At 46.0% G+C, this 18409-nt stretch carries 13 protein-coding genes and 1 tRNA gene; 13 read left to right on the plus strand and 1 reads right to left on the minus strand.

Annotation, left to right across the window (positions count from 1 at the left end):
• Window positions 1-109 precede the first annotated feature (109 nt).
• Together ilvC and ACETMN_RS08995 are read left to right on the plus strand one after the other, a co-directional pair.
• Complete coding sequence (gene ilvC, locus ACETMN_RS08990) at window positions 110-1102, plus strand: ketol-acid reductoisomerase (RefSeq protein ID WP_036669754.1); 993 nt, start codon at window positions 110-112, stop codon at window positions 1100-1102.
• 139 nt (window positions 1103-1241) lie between these two features.
• Window positions 1242-2783: a 2-isopropylmalate synthase gene (locus ACETMN_RS08995; RefSeq protein WP_017689653.1), complete on the plus strand. Its 1542-nt coding sequence runs from the start codon at window positions 1242-1244 to the stop codon at window positions 2781-2783.
• Window positions 2784-3043: 260 nt separating this feature from the next.
• On the opposite strand, the gene ACETMN_RS09000 is transcribed toward ACETMN_RS08995, so the two are convergent.
• Entirely contained in the window at window positions 3044-4024 is a 981-nt protein-coding gene (locus ACETMN_RS09000) for an aldo/keto reductase (RefSeq protein ID WP_091014844.1), read from the minus strand.
• A gap of 233 nt (window positions 4025-4257) precedes the next feature.
• Here ACETMN_RS09000 and leuB point away from each other — a divergent pair, with 233 nt between their 5' ends.
• The 11 genes from leuB (at window position 4258) to abc-f (ending at window position 18101) form a co-directional block, all read left to right on the plus strand.
• Window positions 4258-5343, plus strand: a complete 1086-nt coding sequence (gene leuB, locus ACETMN_RS09005; protein WP_091014842.1) for a 3-isopropylmalate dehydrogenase — start codon at window positions 4258-4260, stop codon at window positions 5341-5343.
• A gap of 277 nt (window positions 5344-5620) precedes the next feature.
• Window positions 5621-6160, plus strand: a complete 540-nt coding sequence (locus tag ACETMN_RS09010; RefSeq protein WP_036610146.1) for a peroxiredoxin — start codon at window positions 5621-5623, stop codon at window positions 6158-6160.
• Window positions 6161-6516: 356 nt separating this feature from the next.
• The gene (locus ACETMN_RS09015; RefSeq protein ID WP_017689649.1) at window positions 6517-6933 is read left to right on the plus strand and encodes a hypothetical protein; all 417 of its coding nucleotides are present in this window, start codon (window positions 6517-6519) and stop codon (window positions 6931-6933) included.
• Window positions 6934-7380: 447 nt separating this feature from the next.
• Entirely contained in the window at window positions 7381-8487 is a 1107-nt protein-coding gene (locus ACETMN_RS09020; protein ID WP_091014840.1) for a PAS domain-containing sensor histidine kinase, read from the plus strand.
• Between the two features lie 121 nt (window positions 8488-8608).
• Complete coding sequence (locus tag ACETMN_RS09025) at window positions 8609-9574, plus strand: AAA family ATPase (protein WP_017689647.1); 966 nt, start codon at window positions 8609-8611, stop codon at window positions 9572-9574.
• A 4-nt stretch (window positions 9575-9578) separates the two neighbouring features.
• Window positions 9579-10694: a DUF58 domain-containing protein gene (locus ACETMN_RS09030; protein ID WP_091014838.1), complete on the plus strand. Its 1116-nt coding sequence runs from the start codon at window positions 9579-9581 to the stop codon at window positions 10692-10694.
• Window positions 10691-12004: a DUF4129 domain-containing protein gene (locus ACETMN_RS09035; protein WP_091014836.1), complete on the plus strand. Its 1314-nt coding sequence runs from the start codon at window positions 10691-10693 to the stop codon at window positions 12002-12004. The genes ACETMN_RS09030 and ACETMN_RS09035 overlap by 4 nt, the downstream gene beginning before the upstream one ends.
• Before the next feature lie 83 nt (window positions 12005-12087).
• Window positions 12088-13044: an aldolase catalytic domain-containing protein gene (locus ACETMN_RS09040; RefSeq protein ID WP_047842252.1), complete on the plus strand. Its 957-nt coding sequence runs from the start codon at window positions 12088-12090 to the stop codon at window positions 13042-13044.
• A 287-nt stretch (window positions 13045-13331) separates the two neighbouring features.
• Window positions 13332-15458 (plus strand): EAL domain-containing protein, encoded by a 2127-nt coding sequence (locus tag ACETMN_RS09045; RefSeq protein ID WP_091014835.1) that lies wholly within the window; start codon window positions 13332-13334, stop codon window positions 15456-15458.
• 159 nt (window positions 15459-15617) lie between these two features.
• A tRNA-Gly gene (locus tag ACETMN_RS09050) sits at window positions 15618-15688 on the plus strand.
• A 520-nt stretch (window positions 15689-16208) separates the two neighbouring features.
• A complete protein-coding gene (gene abc-f / locus ACETMN_RS09055; RefSeq protein ID WP_091014753.1) occupies window positions 16209-18101 on the plus strand; it encodes a ribosomal protection-like ABC-F family protein in 1893 nt (630 codons plus the stop codon).
• Window positions 18102-18409 lie beyond the last annotated feature (308 nt).

The following is an 18409-nucleotide window of genomic DNA, read 5'->3' on the forward strand; positions in this document are numbered from 1 at the left end:
CGGATCGGATCAGACCAGAGATGCTTTTGACACTCCAAGCGAGTCGGTCCCTTGAGACACCCGCTCATTAATGAAGGGTTCTTTACAATACAAAGGAGGACTTATAAACATGCCAGTAACTACTTATTATGAACAGGATGCAGAGCTTAACGTATTGAAAGGAAAAACGATCGCGGTAATCGGTTATGGTAGCCAGGGCCACGCCCAAGCTCAAAACCTTCGTGATAGCGGATTGAATGTAGTCATCGGACTTCGTGAAGGTAAATCCTTCGACACTGCAAAAAATGACGGATTTGAAGTTCTGTCCCCGGCTGAAGCAACAAGCCGCGCAGATGTAGTTCAAATCTTGCTGCCAGACGAAACTCAAGCTTCTGTATACAAAAACGAAATCGAACCAAACCTGAAAGAAGGCGCTGCATTGCTCTTCTCACACGGTTTCAACGTTCATTTCGGTCAAATCGTTGCTCCAAAAAACAGCGATGTATTGCTGGTAGCTCCTAAGTCCCCAGGTCACATGGTACGTCGTACTTATGTGGAAGGTTTTGGTGTACCAGGCCTGATCGCGATTGAGCAAGATGCAACAGGTAAAGCTAAAGAAATCGGTTTGGCTTATGCTAAAGGTATCGGTTGTACACGCGCAGGGGTTATCGAAACTTCCTTCCGTGAAGAAACAGAAACAGATCTGTTCGGTGAGCAAGCTGTTCTGTGTGGTGGCGTGAGTGCATTGGTAAAAGCTGGATTCGAAACATTGACAGAAGCGGGTTACGCTCCTGAAATGGCATACTTCGAATGTCTGCACGAGCTGAAGCTGATCGTTGACATGATGTATGAAGGCGGACTTTCAAGCATGCGTGATTCCATTAGTAACACAGCTGAATACGGTGACTATGTAACTGGACCTCGCGTTGTAACTGAAGATACGAAGAAAGCAATGAAAGAAGTGCTGACGGATATCCAACAAGGTAAATTCGCACGCGACTTCATTCTGGAAAACCAATCCGGACGTGCATTCCTGACAGCAACTCGTCGTAACGAAGCTGAACACCCAATCGAAGTGGTTGGCGGACAATTGCGTGAGATGATGCACTGGATCAAGAAGTAAGCATTAACTTCTAGAACATGCACTTTAAGGTATTCAAGTAAACTTAGAGCTTTAACTGGGAATAGCGGCCGTGCTTATGCGTGAGCCGCTATTGCTGGTTCAGAGAAACATATAATAACAAGTACAGGAGGTGCGAAGCGTGCGTAAAATCTATGTATTTGACACAACGCTGCGTGATGGAGAGCAATCCCCGGGAGTCAATCTGAACACTCGTGAAAAGGTGGAAATTGCCCATCAGCTCGAGCGGCTTGGCATTGACCGGATGGAAGCGGGTTTCCCGGCGGCATCTCCAGGTGACCTGGCAGCTGTCAATGCAGTAGCAAATGCGGTCAAAAATGTGACTGTAATTGGCTTGTCCCGTTCCAGAGAGCAAGACATTGATGCGGTTAAGGAAGCACTTAAAGGTGCGCAGGACCCGTGCATTCACGTTTTCCTGGCAACTTCGCCTATTCACCGCCAACATAAATTGCGCATGGACAAAGCGCAGGTACTGGATACAGCTCGTTCCGCAATTCGTTATGCCAAGAAAACATTCTCGAAGATTGAATTCTCCCTTGAGGATGCAGGTCGTACCGAGTATGATTTCCTCGTGGAAATGGTGAATATGGCTGTTGAAGAAGGTGCAGCCGTCGTGAATATTCCGGATACGGTTGGTTACCTGAGCCCATATGAATACGGAAACATTTTCAAACATCTCAAGGAGAATGTACACGGTATTGAAAAGGTACAGCTGAGTGCCCACTGCCATAATGACTTGGGTATGGCGACGGCCAATACACTTGCAGCCATTCTCAATGGAGCCGATCAGATCGAAGGTACGATCAATGGCATCGGTGAACGTGCGGGGAACACGGCGATCGAGGAAATTGCTATGGCACTGGAGACACGTCAGGAATTTTTCCAGGCAAAAACATCGCTGCAGCTGTCTGAAATTGCACGGACCAGTCGTTTGGTTAGTCGTTTGACAGGTATGGTTGTGCCTGGAAACAAAGCCATTGTTGGGGCAAATGCCTTCGCACATGAATCCGGCATTCACCAGGACGGCATGCTGAAGGAAAAAACAACGTATGAGATTATGACTCCAGAGTCCATCGGTCTGAAGGAAAGCAAGCTTGTACTGGGTAAACATTCTGGTCGGCATGCCTTCCGTGAGCGGTTGATTGATCTGGGATATGAGCTGGAAGAAGAAGCATTGAATCGGGCTTTCGCCCAGTTCAAAGATCTGGCTGATAAGAAAAAAGAAGTGACTGACGAAGATCTGCTTGCCGTAATCGAAGAGAAATTGCAGGATGCACCTGAGGTGTATAAACTGGAATCCATCTTCGTAACGTACGGAGATGAATCGGTACCAACGGCCAAAGTCCGCATTGCAACGCTTGACGGGGATACGCTTGAGAAGCAAGCAGAGGGTAATGGATCGGTAGATGCAATCTACAATGCGATTGACCAAGTGAGTGGGGAAGACGTAACGTTGTCTGACTACTCCATCAAATCGGTAACGCATGGTAAGGATGCATTGGGTGAAGTACATGTTGTGCTGACTCAGAATCAGGTTTCGGTACAAGGACGCGGCGTAAGCACAGATATATTGGGTGCAAGTGCACGTGCCTATGTAGACGGCCTGAATCAATTGATTGAGAAGCGCAAGACATATACGAACCGTGTAAACGTTAACCTGTAGGCTCCGATGCAAGAAGCACGCACCCTTCATTGAACTGAACTATAAGCCGAGATACATGTATGCTGCTAGAATGATCAATCTTTAATTTAATGGATATAGAAGATCGTCTCGGCTTGCTTTGTTACGTTTAGTGAGGTACGTAAAGAGTCTGACTCTCCTGTGGAGGGTCAGACTCTTTTGCTTGTATTTATATAATTATGGCAGTGAAACACAGTGAATATTTTACGGTTATCATTACATTGACTTACGCTATCAAGCTATTACCACGCGTATGCATTAGGTGCATGTCCACCTGGACCTGGGAAAATCTCATCCAGACGTTTGAGCACAGCTTCATCCAATGTCACGTCCAGACATTTGAGTGCGGTCTCAAACTGCTCCAGCGTACGTGGTCCGATAATCGGGGCGGTCACTGCAGGATTGGCTGCAACCCATGCCAAAGCCACCGTATCCTGTGGTTCACCGAGATCACGACACAGTGCGGCAAAGTCTTCAAGCTGAGTTTGCTGCTGCTCGATCCGTCCAGCGATCCCCCCGCTGCGTGTTCCTTCCACCTTCTGCAGAGCGTTACGTCCCAGTAAACCACCATCCAGTGGACTCCATGGAATGACGCCGAGGCCCAGCTCTTTGGCAGCGGGCAGTACTTCCAACTCAGGCAAACGACAGTTGAGACTATATTTATGTTGTTCGGAAACCAGGCCGAGGAAATGACGATTCTTGGCTTCGCTTTGAGCGATTGCAATCTGCCATGCAGCAAAGTTACTTGATCCTACATAACCGATTTTACCCTGATGAACGGCATTCTCGAACGAACCCCACAGCTCGTCCCATGATATGGCAGGGTCTACATGATGCATCTGGTACAGCTCAATATGATCGGTCTGTAAGCGGCGGAGGGAACCCTCGAGATGCCGTCTGATTTTGTAGGCGGAGAGGCCAGCTTCGTTGTTGGGACCATCTGTATCATCATGCATGGAGCCATAGACTTTGGTGGCCAGAACGACTTTCTCACGTCTGCCACCACCCTGGTTGAACCAGCGTCCGATAATTTCTTCGGTAAGACCGGAATTCTCACCCCAGCCATAGATGTTAGCGGTATCAAAAAAGTTCACGCCTGCATCAAGTGCTGCGTCCATAATTCGAAAAGCTTCTTTTTCATCTGTAGCAGGCCCAAAATTCATGGTACCGAGACAGATTCTGCTGACCTTGAGGCCTGATTTACCCAAATACGAATATTGCATGTTGCTTATCCCTCCTGCGTACCTGATTTGAATTCAGCTATATTTTAACCCAGCCGGGAGGTCAGAACAACTTGGAAAGGCCAATCTCTATTGGCTTATAGGTAAAATCTATTAAAGTCATAGATTGTATATCTTGGTCAAATGACCTTGGAATATGATACAAAAGAGAGAGTTAATATGAGACGTTACTTTATGAATAATTAATGAATGAAATATAAGGAGTGGACAACCCAATGGCAGACGTGAAAAAAATTGCAGTTATTGCAGGTGACGGAATCGGCCCTGAAGTCGTAGCTGAGGCTGAGAAAGTTCTTAAACGTACGGAGGAAGTATTCGGTTATCGTTTTGAGACAGAGCATGCCCTGTTTGGTGGAATCGCGATTGATGAGAAGGGTACACCTCTTCCTGAAGAAACACTGAGCGTATGTAAAAGTGCAGATGCAGTTCTGCTTGGAGCGGTTGGTGGTCCTAAATGGGATAACAACAGCAAAGAGCTTCGCCCGGAAACAGGCCTGCTGGGTATTCGAAAAGCACTTGGATTGTTCTCCAATCTGCGTCCGGCTGTCGTATTTGATTGCCTGAAGGATGCTTCAACTCTGAAGCCTGAAATACTGGAAGGTACAGATCTGATGGTGGTACGTGAATTGACAGGTGGGATCTACTTCGGAGAGAAGTTCAGACGTGAAAGTGCACAGGGCGAAGAGGCTGTGGATACATGTGCATATAATGTAACAGAAGTGGAGCGGATCGTTCGTCAGGCATTCGAAATTGCGCAAGGACGTCGCAAAAAGCTGGCTTCTGTAGACAAAGCCAACGTATTGGAAACTTCCCGTCTCTGGCGTGAAGTTGTGAACCGGGTAGCACCGGATTATCCGGATGTTGAACTGGAGCATGTACTGGTAGACAACTGCGCAATGCAATTGCTGCGTCGTCCGTCCAGCTTCGATGTCATCGTAACGGAAAACATGTTTGGAGATATCTTGAGTGATGAAGCAGCTATGCTGACAGGTTCCATCGGTATGCTTGCATCTGCTTCACTGGGAGAGGGCAGCTTCGGACTCTATGAACCGGTACATGGTTCCGCACCGGATATCGCAGGTCAAGGCCTCGCTAATCCGATTGCAACCATTCTCTCTTTGGCGTTGATGTTCCGCACAACCTTTGGTTATGCAGAAGGTGCGGATGCCATTGAAGCAGCTGTGTCGGATGTATTGAACGCAGGACACCGCACAAGTGATATTGCTGTAGACAAGAGCACAGCGATCAGCACGACCGAAATGGGCGATTTGATCGTGGCGGCTATTCAGAAACAAGCGTAATTATATTACCAACTACAGGCAGCCCTTTGTTTCCAGTTATGGAATGTACAGAGGGCTGTTCCTTTATTATTTTTGCCACGAAAAATCCTTATTTATAATGATTATAAAAAAATAATGTTTATAATCTTGACTTTGGGAAGTCCGGATGATAACATTTTACTTGTACTTGTTATCAAGGTTCAAATCATTTTAATTACAGGAAAAGCGTACGCGTTTTTCTTGATGATGAGCAATCCGCAAGGTTGCTTACATAATCCCAAAGGAGGAATTTTTAGTTATGGCAGAACGTTTGGTAGGTAGACCAGCACCGGATTTCGCAATGGAAACAGTATCGGGAGACGGACAAGACTTTGGTTCCGTTAAACTGTCCGATTATCGTGGCAAATGGCTTGTATTCTTCTTTTATCCTTTGGACTTCACATTTGTGTGCCCAACTGAAATTACAGCTTTGAGCGTTGCTTCCGAGCAATTCAAAGCTTTGGATACAGAAATCCTTGGCGTGAGCGTAGACTCCGTACACAGCCACAAAGCATGGATCAACACACCTGTAGACAGCAATGGTCTGGGCCAATTGAACTTCCCATTGGCTTCCGATATCACGAAGCAAGTGGCTAAAGATTACGGCGTTCTGATCGAAGAAGAAGGCGTAGCATTGCGCGGTCTGTTCATCATCGATCCAGAAGGCGAATTGAAATATCAAGTGGTTAACCACAACGATGTAGGCCGTAGTGTTGAAGAAACACTTCGCGTACTGCAAGCACTGCAATCCGGCGGATTGTGTGCAATGAACTGGAAACCAGGCGACACTAACCTGTAAGCCAGATTAACTTGAACGGTTTTTGTTCAAGCCCTCATCCCGTTAGGGATTGAGGGCTTTTTTCACCCTTTTGGCCGAAGTTATCACGAAGGTAATTAAAAGTGTTTGAACAAGCAGCTAAGCGTGTTAATAATATATTAGAAGAAAGTCTTCTTTTTATCTGTTGAAAGAGGAATTGATGGCCTTTAAGGCGAATAGGGTATGGAAACCCGGTAAATATTCCGGTGCTCTGCATTTATAATCTGTACATGAATGTGATACACTGATGGAACTATTCCTTTTCGGAAGTGCTGTAAGTGTACGGGATGGCATTTTAACAAAAAAGTCCCGGCACGTAATAAGGAGGGTGAACAAAAATGAGTTACTGTTGTGGGGCAAGTATGGTTGGAACGAAGGGCACGCTGAAGCATTACCGCACCCAGGTTCATAATGTTCCCCTGCTGTTTTGCCCGGTGTGTCACCGGGTCGAGGTGCATTATAAAGTGGAAAACGAATACGAAATTCTGGCTGAATATGCGCATGGAGACGGTGCATCCGAGATCGACTTTCAAGATTATGTTACAGAAGATGAGGATGCCATTTTCGAAAACTGTGTAAACCGTGAGAGCGAGGATGCCATGGTCATTGTACAGCGCCAGATTGATATGGCTCTGGACCTGCTCAGGCTCGCCAAGGAAACCAAAGACGAGAAGTGGGAAAGCGAACTTAAACGTCGATTAGCTGTGATGAGTCAGCGCAGACTAAAAATTCAGCATAATAAGACCGGACTATAGATGATCTCGGATATATCACCAATTAAAGATATTAAAAACGAAGCTGATTTGCCTATTGGGTGAAACGGCTTCGTTTTTGTGCTGTATTCTGGAACTAATTCGAGGTTTTTTTTAAAATAATTTCCATTCGACACTTTCTCCGATTGACTCTCTTCTATAAACTTGTCTATGATAAAAACAGACTTGCAAAAGAGGCGGAGCAAAAAATGTTCGTGTTTGGGAATAGGAGAAGGTCAGAATGGGACAAACGTATATGATTTTCCGGATCGACTGTTGGTTACCGGGAATAGACCAGCTTGAGTTCCGGCCATGCCATCCATATTTTCGGCTCAGCCCCCCAACGAAAGGGCACCGGTAATGAAAAATAAAATCGGCCCTTCCTGTTTCTGTGATGATATGATGTCCGAATGGCAAGTTTATCATTTACGTGAAAAGGAGGAACCTGACATGATTAGTGAATTTCAGGATACAGTGCCTCAACCAACGAATGGATTCCCGCCTGTGCATCTGGATAACAACAAGTACGAGAATGTACTGGAACATCTGGATAGCGGTATTATGTTGTTTGACAGTCACGGTGTATTGACGTTTATTAACGTTCAGATGGCAAAGTTGTTGGAACTTCCAAGAAGTCTGTTGAGCGGCTGCACCCTGATGCAAATGCTGCATCATCCACAGATGAGCCGATTCAAGAAAAAGAAAATTTTACGTATCTATCGGGAAACTATTTTTCACCGTAAGCGCTATCATGAATTGATTGATGAATACGGAAGGCATTGGCTGGTTACTGTGACGTACGGTGATCAGATGGATGGCGACTTCTTGTTCAGCGTCAAAGATGTATCTGATTATAAACAAATTGAACAGACCGCTTATCAAAATGACAAACTTGCGATGCTGGGGCGAATTTCAGCATCTATTGCTCATGAAATTCGTAATCCGTTGACTGCAATCCGTGGGTTCATCCAACTGCTCAGGCCCCATTTGCTGCAGCTCGGCAAAGACGAGTACGCTCGAATCATACTGACGGAGATTGATCGGGCGAATGACATCATCTACGAATTTTTGAATTCTTCCAAACCGTCAGCTCCACAGAAGACCGTGATATCCGTCGACTCTTTGCTCAAAGAGGTGGTCTTGCTGACCGAAAGCGAAGGTTTGATGAAGGGATGCGAGATCGTACTGGATGAAGGGGATGCCCCGTTGAATGTATCCATTGATGTCAAACAGATTAAGCAGGTTATTTTGAATATGGTGAAAAACGCAATGGATGCCATTGAGGAAGTCGGCGAAGAACATACGGGTCTAATTCGAATATCTACCGCCACGGAAAACAAGTTCGTGCAGATCTCCATCGCGGATAACGGTCATGGAATGGACCATAACACGCTTGTACGTCTGTTTGATCCATTCTTCACGACCAAGGAGAGCGGAACGGGGCTTGGACTTTCGGTGAGTTACCGAATCATCAAGAACCATGGAGGCACCATCTCTGTGGATAGCAAAAAGGGCGAAGGCACGCGGTTTATAATTATGTTACCCTTGGTATATTGAGAAAAGCGTGGAGTTAAGGAGTTGGCCATTTGCCAACTCCTTTGTTTTATGTTGCCAATAACGGTTATAGTTAGTAATGAATGCGAATACATAAGCTCCATAACGGAAGGATGAGATGCAGATGGAAATCCAAGGAATGGAACGAATGAATCAACAACTGATGGATCACGTGGGAAAAGTGATTGTGGGAAAAGAGCATACGATAGAGCTGGTAATGACAGCGATCATAGCGTCAGGACATGTGCTGCTGGAGGATGTGCCGGGTACCGGAAAAACGATGCTTGCCAAATCGGTAGCCTCTTCATTGGACTGCACATTCCAACGGATACAGTTTACACCGGACTTGCTGCCCTCGGACTTAACAGGGATTCATTTTTTTAATCAAAAAGAAGGGGATTTTGAATTCCGACCCGGCCCCTTGTTTGCCAATCTTGTACTAGCCGATGAGATTAACCGGGCTACACCGCGTACACAATCAAGTTTGCTGGAGTGTATGGAAGAGCGCCAGATCAGTATCGATGGTTCAACGAGACAGCTGGAACGGCCATTCATCGTTATCGCCACCCAGAATCCTGTAGATAACCAGGGGACTTTTCCGCTACCTGAAGCGCAGATGGATCGTTTTATGATGAAAATTCGCATGGGTTATCCAAGCAGTGAAGAGAGTGTAGAAATTTTGAGACGTACGGTAGCCAGTCGTTCTGTTGATGATCTCTCGGCAGTGATCAGTCGTGAAGAACTTTTGAAGGCGCAGGATACGTATAAAACAGTGCAAATCAACGAAGATTTGCTACGATATATCATTCAGTTAACCGAAGCAACAAGGCAACATCCCGAGCTCTCGCTTGGCGTAAGTCCACGAGGGGCTCAGGCATTACTCAAGGCAAGTCAGGCATGGGCTGCACTGCATGGCAGAGACTTTGTGTTGCCTGATGATATTAAAGTACTGGCGGAACCTGTGCTGGCGCACCGACTGGTATTCCGTAACCGGATCAGACAACAAGAGGGCTTGGCGGAGCGTATCATCCAGGAACTTCTGAATCAGACAGAAGTGCCTACGGAGAATCTCGCTACAAGCGGGCGTTAATCTTATGGCATTATTATGGCTTGTCCTTGTTGGAGGCATTGTCGTTGTTATACATGGTGTGTGGTTTGGACGACCTGCACTGCGAAAACTCAGGTACAGCAGACAATTCAGCAAGCTGCGTTGTTACGCTGGAGATGAACTTGAGATGGTGGAGACGATATCAAATGAGAAACGAGTCTCCGTACCTTGGCTCAGACTTGAATCGATGATGCCAGTGTCGTTTGTATTTCGTTCCGGTTCAGGTATGGATATTAGTCAAGGCGAAATCTATCAGAACCATAAGAGTATTTTTACGTTAAAACCGTTTACTCGTATTACGCGCAAGCATCCTTTTACATGTACTCAGCGTGGGATTTATCCATTAAATACAGCAACGATGACAGGTGGGGATCTCTTTGGTGTGTGGCGTTCCACCAAACCGATTCCTTTGCAAATGTCTATGATCGTGTATCCTTCATTAGTGAATACAGAGGATCTTCCTGCAATTTATCAGGTATGGCAGGGAGAAGTGGAAGTATCACGATGGATCGTTGAAGATCCTTTCTTGATCCTGGGTGTTCGGCCTTATGGTGCAGGCGACCCCATGAATCGTATTCACTGGAAAGCGAGTGCACGTACAGGTGAATTACAAGTCTACAAGCAGGGATGGACGGCTGATCCGCAATCCTGGATTGTAGTCAACATTCAGGAATCTGCAGATATGTGGAGTGTTGTTACTCGACCGGAAAAGATTGAACGGGCACTTCGTTACGCTGCCACGGCTGCAGTGGATGCCATCGGTAGAGGGTTGCCAGCAGGTTTTGCCCATAATGGTTATCATGTGGGTGGAGGCCGCGATACCCTTCGGATTGAGCCGGATCATGGCACGCCCCATCTGGAACGGTTACTGGAAGCTATGGCTGAGACAGAGTTGAAATGCATGGTGCCCATGGAGCAATTCCTGAATGATGAAGTACGTCTGAATGAAGAAGCACAGCAAATCCGCAGCTATCTGCTGATTACATCCTATGTATCTGCCGCTATGGAGCACGAGATTGCACGTCTGCACGAACAAGGACATCGTGTAACAATTCTCCCGGTAGAGGACGTGAAGGGTAATACGAAGGCGGTGAGTGCATGAGGAACAGACCGGTAGCGACGACCACAGGACTCATAGCGATGCTTGCCGTCTTGATGTCTGGCATATACCTTTTTCCGATATTTACGCTTGCTTCATTCTACGCAATGGAACATTTGCCGTACACATTATTCATCCTGGTTGTTCTTGTAGGTTGGTTGGGACAGTTCATTCAGCATAAAATTCCAGGTTTTAGCGAGAAAAGTACACTCATTCGTGGACTAGCGGCACTCGTCATAGGATTTCTCTTCGCACTCGTTGTTGGGATGAGCCTTATTCTTCCGTTGCCGGATATCATCACATTGGTACTGTGTGGAGTCATCTCGGCTTATGCAGGTCTGACCTTCCAGCCAGTCTTTCATTCTGTGTTGTTATGGCGCTTGCAGATTATGGGCGTAATCAGTGCAATCGTGCTTATGATTGCTTCGAATTCGTTGGAATTCATGCAGCCGATACAAACCTACACTGTATGGATCTATATTGCGGGAGTGATCAGCTTTGCCTTTTGGCTGGTTGGACGATATATGCTGCAACTGGATCAGGCCATACTCAATGATGACAAGAGAAGATTGGTATTAAGAGATTTTGCACGTGCGAATCATCAGCGGTTCATGTGGATGTTTATTGTTATCGTTGCGATTGGTGCTTTCCCAAGTCTGGCTGCCTGGCTGGGGCCGCTGCGTGACAGCTTGCTCGCATGGATCAGGGGATGGTTTGGTCCGATTTCCGGCGAGGAGCCACGATTACCAATGGACAACCCCAATCAGCCGCTAAATATACCGAATGACTGGAGAGAGCCGCCATCCGAGCCCTCAGTCTTCTGGAACATCCTCGGGTGGGTAGTGATGTGTGCTGTAGCCGGAGCAATCCTGTGGCTGCTTCTGAGGTTGGGGCAAAAAACGATAAACAGACTTATGGATCGATTCAAGGGGATGTTACAACCAGGTGAAAAGAAGGCAGAACCACGGACGGAGTATATCGATGTCAGTGAGACACTTGATGCGCCAGCAAAAGTCCGAAAGAATTGGTTTCGGAAGAAAGAAGCGCCACCTGCACAGGATGCTGAACGTGTTCGGTATTACTATCGGACTTGGATTGAAAGAGCCGCTCATCGAGGCGTGGAAATACAGGGGACGCACACTCCGCTGGAGGTTGCACAGACTATTATTCAGAATGGTATGAAGGTAGAAGAAGATGAGCTGTCTGCGAGACTGCCAGATACGTATAATGCCGTTCGTTATGGAGAGAAAGCTCCCGATCGTTCCGATATGGTTGAGATTGACCGAATCTGGAGATCTTATCGAAGTAAATAAGTCCGGAATCCCTTTACTTTTCTTGTCACGTTCAAGTATCATGAGAGGAATACACAAGTTGGTCAGAAAAGGAGCAGACATTAATGAAGACAAATCATTGCAAAATTGTAGATTGTACGATCCGTGATGGCGGATTGGTGAATAATTGGGACTTTAGCGTGGACTTTGTTCAACAGCTGTATGCTGGATTGAATGAAGCTGGCGTTGATTATATGGAAATTGGATATAAGAACTCTCCGAAGTTGCTTAAAGGTGCCGAGGAAGCAGGACCGTGGCGTTTCCTGAACGATGATTTCCTGCGTAAAGTTATTCCTCAAAAAGGAAATACCAAACTGTCTGCACTGGTTGACGTTGGACGTGTGGACGAAAATGATATCTTGCCTCGTAGTGAGAGCATGCTGGATCTGATCCGGGTTGCCTGCTACAGCAAAGATGTGGACAAGGCACTTGCACTGGTTCAAACATTCCATGATCGTGGATATGAAACTACACTTAATATTATGGCACTCTCCAATGTTATGGAGAATGAATTGCTGGAAGCATTTGAATTGATCAAAGAAAGCGCTGTGGATGTTGTTTACATTGTAGACTCCTACGGTAGCTTGGACCATAATGATGTGAAATATCTGGTAGAGAAGTTCAAGACTCACTTGCCTAACAAACGTCTTGGTGTTCACACACATAATAATATGCAACTTGCGTTTTCTAACACATTGGTTGCGGCAGAACTTGGCGTCGAACTGCTTGATGCTTCTGTGTATGGTATGGGCCGTGCTGCTGGAAACTGTCCAACCGAATTGCTCGTAGCTCATCTGAAAGGAACAAAATACAATCTGCGTCCAGTACTTGGTGTATTGGAACAGTTGATGGTTCCACTGAGAGAAAAAGAAGAATGGGGTTACATTCTGCCTTACATGATTACAGGCGCGTTGGACGAGCATCCACGTTCAGCGATGGCGATTCGCTCATCGGAAGACAAGGATAAGGTTGTTGATTTCTATGATAAATTAACAACACCAGAAGTGAATTTTGATAAGTAATATAGTCTGAAATACAGTTGCGAAATAGGAAAACATGGACTCTAACTGGAGATCCATGTTTTTTTAGTTCTTAATGCCTTGTTTTTCTCTATATTTATGAATAAATATTCCTAGGAGTAACTATTTTTTAGTTCACGTATACAAAATTAAATGTTATTATGTACCAGATAGCATGTGTATGCATGTGAATTGAACGTTGGTTAATATTTTTTTGTCGAATCGTGTAGTAAGCTGTTAAGTTTGGTTAATGTAATTCAGGATAGGTGATCCCGGGAAGGAAAACACGCATGAAGGTTAATCTGCAAGATCAGAGAAAAATAAGTTGGGTCGCTGTATGCGGCTTATTGTGTTTCCTCGCAAGTCAATGGTTTCGTTCTTCTTCAAGCTCTGATCTGACCATATCGGGTTACCCGGTTTTGACACTCTTGGGTGGATTTGCTGCGGCAGCAGCTTGTATCGGCATCTATAATCAAAGCTGGTTGTTTCGGACACAGAAGCTAACCCTTCGGAGGACAGTATTGACCACACTTTTTTTATTGATTGGTCTGTTTGAACTGGTTCATATCGTTTCATTTGCAGAAGAGATTCCAAATGGAGCCATGATGGAATCGGATTTCTCCTTAATGATGTCAACCATGGGATCTTTGGTATGTTCTGTAGGTTTACTGCTCGTGTATACCTTAAATGAGAAAGAAATTGCATTACCACGCAAATTCTTACTGTTCAGTGGGACATTGGGTACCTTTGTTATTTTGTACATACTGGCTATTCAGGAATGGAGTATGTTGCCAAGTATGCTTGATGGAGATGTGCTTGGTGGAATCTTCACCCGCGTTCATTTTATGGTTGGATTGCTCTATGGCATTATTGCAGTTCTTTTGTTTGTACAATGGAAAAAAACCAAAGATGGTGATCTACCAACCATTCTGTGTGGCATTCTGTGTTTCTTTTTTGGTGAATGTTATTTTGTTTCAGCAACTGGGGTGAACGATCTCAATTTGCTGTTAGGATTGCTGAGTAATTGTATGGCCTATTTTTTCATTCAAAAAGGGCTGTATACGTCCGTAGTGGACACGCCTTTCCTGCAACAGCAGGTCGCGGAAGCCAAGATGAACTATATTGCTCATCATGATGATGTAACGGGACTTCCAAACCGTCGTCGCCTTTCACAGCGGTTGAAAAAGATGATGGATGATGCCGTGGTGGAGGAACAGCTTGTTGGTGTACTGGTCCTGAATATTAATCGGTTCAAAACCATTAATGATTCGCTCGGACAGCAAGCAGCTAACCGGGTTTTGCGTCAGGTAGGCCAACGACTGAAACATTTGTCACTTCCAGGAGAAGAAGTCTTTGGATTGGGCAGAGATGAGTTTGCATTAACGATGACAGATTTCAGTTCAACCGATACAGCATTGCGTCGGACAAGATCCATATTGCAACTTTTTGAGAAGCCGGTCTTGGTTGATGGCAATGAGTATCATCTTACACTTGGAATCGGGATGGCCATTTTCCCACATGATGGCGAGTCACCACTGGAGATTATTCAGAATGCCGATACGGCTTTGCACAGTGCTAAGGAACAAGGAATGGAACTGAATCGTTTTGCCCATGCGATGCAGATGAAGGCACAGGAGCGTTTGCAGCTTGAGAATGATCTGCGCAAGGCGTTGGATCGAGGTCAGTTCTACCTGGTTTACCAGCCGCAGGTTAATCTGCAAAGTGGGCTAATCGTTGGCATGGAAGCCTTGGTGCGTTGGCAGCATCCGCAGCGAGGCCCGGTATCTCCGGCGGAATTTATTCCTCTGGCAGAAGAGAGTGGGCTCATTGTGCCACTTGGCGAATGGGTGCTTCGTGAAGCGTGTGCACAGAACAAACAGTGGCAGGAAGCCGGTTATCGTAAACTGTGTGTTTCGGTGAATCTGTCGATGAGACAATTCAGGCATTCCCATTTGTTGGACAATATCAATGGCATTCTCAAAGAGACGGGACTAGAGCCTGTATGGCTTGAACTGGAGATTACAGAGAGCATGACATTTGACAAAGACCGGTCATTCGAACAGTTGCGCAAAATCAAAGAAATTGGTGTGCATATCAGTATTGATGATTTTGGAACGGGATACAGCTCGTTGCACTATCTGAAGGATCTGCCGATTGATCGACTCAAAATTGACCGTTCATTCGTGAATGAAGTCATGGAGGACAGCAATAACGCCGCGATCGTATCTACCATCACTTCAATGGCACATCATTTACAACTGAAAGTCACAGCTGAGGGCGTGGAGAACGAAGATCAGATGGTCTTTCTTCGCAATCAACACTGTCACGAGGCTCAGGGTTATTTCTTCAGCAAACCGATTAAAGCCGCTGAATTTGAAAAGCAGTTTTTGAGAGATGTGGATAAGCCTACAGGCTAGGGAACAGCGGGGGTGCGAGGGTGCTCCTGCTTTTTTTGATGGATTCGTAATGAAAAAAATGGGAAATATGACTTGCATGCTATAGAGGATCATGGTATATTATTATTTGTAAAATCACTGTTAAATTCCTAAGGAACTTAACAATAAATCTTCAATCATGCGGGTGTAGTTCAATGGTAGAACTTTAGCCTTCCAAGCTAATAGCGTGGGTTCGATTCCCATCACCCGCTTAACGAAGCAGTACCGGAGTCCTTGCGATGCAGGGGCTTTTTTCTATTGCGCTAAAGGAAATCTCGTCGTAATAACGAGTAGAAGGTTGTTTTGTCATCGGAGTGGCGAGTAAGTAAGTATTCTTTAGTTTAATTTATATAACCTTTGCTTTTTTACAATGATCTGGTACAATAACGGAGAAATTGATACTACACATGAATGAGAGGTAACCATACGTCCCATGAAGTAAAACACATGAATTGAACCCCAGTTAACTGCAGACGGTTTTATGACGCAGTCAGCCAGAGCGGCTGAGCAATGAGGGGATTCGTGTGTCCAAATTCAGCTATGGGAAAAGGTATGGAACAAGTAAGCCTTGAAGGTTTACGTGTACCCTGTGTTTGGGGTTTCTTTGTTCATGCCGTAGCTTACCTTAGATCTGTCTTTGAATGCTTGATCCAACCCTGAATTGCCAAACCGCCGGCTGATGCCAGCGGTTTTTTTTATTCAGCAAAAAGGATGCAGGAAGGATGAGGCCTCATGATGACATTGGTACGCTTACATGAAGTATCAAAAGAGTGGAACGGTAATGAATTGTTTACAGGATTGAATTTGGAGATTAATGAGGGCGAGCGACTCGCTATTTTGGGTCGCAACGGATGCGGCAAGACAACGTTGTTACGCATCATTTTGGGTGAGGAGCATGGTGGTGGACGGATTGAACGTCATATCCCTCAGCAGGAATGGGGGTTCATGCGCCAGCGCTCGGAGATTGGGGCCGGGATGAATGTACTGGATGCGGTCCGGCGTGAGAGCGGTCAGATCTATGAAGTAAAACGGAACTTGGAAGAACTGGAACAACGTCTGAGCATCAGCACTGAAGCGGATGAAGAGCTGCTTGCAGCTTATACACAAGTGATGGAGCAATATGAACAGTTGAACGGTTATATGTGGGAGACTGAGGTAGAGAAAGTACTGACTCGCCTTGGATTATCTGCAGAGCATTGGAGTAGATCCTATCATTCCTTGAGCGGTGGACAAAAAACAAAGGCTCGTTTGGCGGGACTGCTTGTCAGCAAACCCAGATTCCTGATTCTGGATGAACCGACGAATCATCTGGATGAGGGAAGCATGCGCTGGCTTGAAGAGTGGTTATCCTCATATGAAGGTACGCTGTTATTTGTATCACACGATCGTACGTTTATTGATCAGGTAGCAACAGGAGTCATTGAGTTCAGTCCAGATGCATTGACCAAATACAAGGGCGGATATTCCGACTACAAGCTCCACAAAGAGCGAGAATTACGCGAACAGGAAACGATCTACCGCAGGCAGGAATTGGAACGTAAGGCGCTGGAAGAAACGATTCGGAATTATCAGGAATGGTTCCATAAAGCGCATAATTCGGCAACCGATGTGGAGGTGAAGATCACCCAGAGCTTCTACAAGGCCAAAGCCAACAAAAATATTTCACGATACCATGCGAAACAAAAACAGCTGGAACGTTTGGAGCGGGAACGGGTGGATAAACCTCGTGAAGCTGCAAAGTTGAACATGGAATTACAGATGAATCCACTGGCTGCACGCCAGCTTCTTGCGCTGGAAGAAGTGAGTTTTTCATACACGGGTAATGAGCCAGTGCTTCGCAACCTTCGAATCACTGTTGAACGTGGAGACCGTCTTGCCGTAAGAGGCCCCAATGGAACAGGAAAAACTACACTGTTGAAGCTGATGATTGGTGAGCTGGAACCTTCGCAAGGCAAGGTCACACGGCATCCACAGCTGAGAATCGGTTACTTTTCACAGGAACTGGAGGGACTTCCCGAGAATCTGACCCTGCTGGACAGCTTGCTTACCCTTCCATCCATGACACAAAGTGCGGCACGGACCATTCTGGGATGTTTTCTGTTTTCCAGAGATGATGTGTTCAAGCGTATTGGGGATTTGAGCATGGGGGAAAAGTGCAGAGTGGCATTTCTGAGACTGTACTTTGGCGGAGCGAATCTGCTGGTACTGGATGAACCGACGAACTATCTGGACATCGATACCCAGGAAGTCATGGAGAATGTATTAAAACAGGCTTCAGGTGCTTTGGTGCTTGTATCCCATGATCGGATGCTGACGAAGTCACTCGCGAATCGGTTATGCGATCTGGAGGCTGGAGGCACAGCAACTTTGTTTGAAGGAGGTGTGTCAGATTGGGAGCAGTCCAGCAAACTTCGGGAGGTGGCGCTGGAGACCCGGGAATCCGATGACGAGCGGTTGCGATTGGAGATGCGACTATCGGAGTTGCTGTCTCCTGTGAGCACTGCTGGAAAAGACAGCCTGACACAGCCCGAGCATTGGAATGAGCGAGCAGTCGAGGCAACTGAGATTCGGGAAATCCAGCAGCGCCTAAAACAATTGAAAGATAAGGGTGCAAGCATAAATTAGAACATGGACGGCTTGCTATTTCGATTTATTTTGCATATAATTATGAACGATCATCGATGATTATATCGATATGGGTAAACTAAGCAAACGTGATGATGGAGACAAGTAAGCAGTGCCTCTGGACAGGGAGGAAGCGCCGTAGATTGAGAGCGTTTCTGTAGAACAAGGCTGCCGAAATTCACTCCGAAGCGGTTCCCTGAACCTGTTTGTGTGCAGACACAGAGGCAACAGTAGGGGCAAACGGTTAACGGTCGTTATTCCGTACAAAGTGAGACAGAACCGGTTGCAGGCCAAAAGGGCCACGCAGC

It is taken from the genome of Paenibacillus sp. M2, from assembly GCF_046713495.1.
Classification (GTDB): domain Bacteria; phylum Bacillota; class Bacilli; order Paenibacillales; family Paenibacillaceae; genus Paenibacillus; species Paenibacillus amylolyticus_B.